The organism is Rhodococcus sp. FG69, assembly GCF_057808915.1.
On the sequence record NZ_JBMDIX010000111.1, the window covers coordinates 1 to 690 of the forward strand.

Sequence of the window (690 nt, forward strand, 5' to 3'; positions counted from 1 at the left end):
CACCCTCCACCATCGGCGCAGGACTGGAAGAGATCACCCTGATCGCCCGCCTCAAAAACGGACCCACCTCCACCCCCCGCGACGTCGCGATCCGCTTCTCCTACCGCTCCGGCGCCGGCATCGTCGCCAAAATCACCGACAAACCCACCGAACCCCTACGCCCACTCGACGAATACACCCAAAAAGTCGGGCGCTCCCAAGCCCGCGGCACCGTCTACCCCTACGAACTCATCCCACTGCTCACCGGCACCGACGGCACCTTCACCGAATACGACTTCGACACATCGGGCGTCCTGACACCGGTCGAGCGCCCGTACGGACACAACACCGCCGGCATCATCACCGGCATCGTCACCACCCCCAGCGAGCGCTACCCCGACGGCATGACCCGCGTCGCACTCTTCGGTGACCCCACCAAAGCCCTCGGCACCGTCGCCGAAGCCGAATGCTCGCGCATCGTCGCCGCCATCGACCTCGCCGAACAGCTCGGCGCACCCGTCGAATGGTTCGCCCTGTCCTCCGGCGCCACCATCTCCATGACCACCGGCACCGAAAACATGGACTGGGTCTCCCGCGGACTACGCCGCATCATCACCTTCACCCAAGCCGGCGGCGAGATCAACATCATCGTCGCCGGCATCAACGTCGGCGCCCAGCCGTACTGGAACGCCGAAGCCACGATGCTCGCCC

At 65.9% G+C, this 690-nt stretch carries 1 pseudogene; it reads left to right on the plus strand.

What is annotated here, in order from left to right:
- A pseudogene (locus tag ACODSO_RS29195) lies at positions 1-690 on the plus strand (ATP-binding protein); the annotation flags it as partial.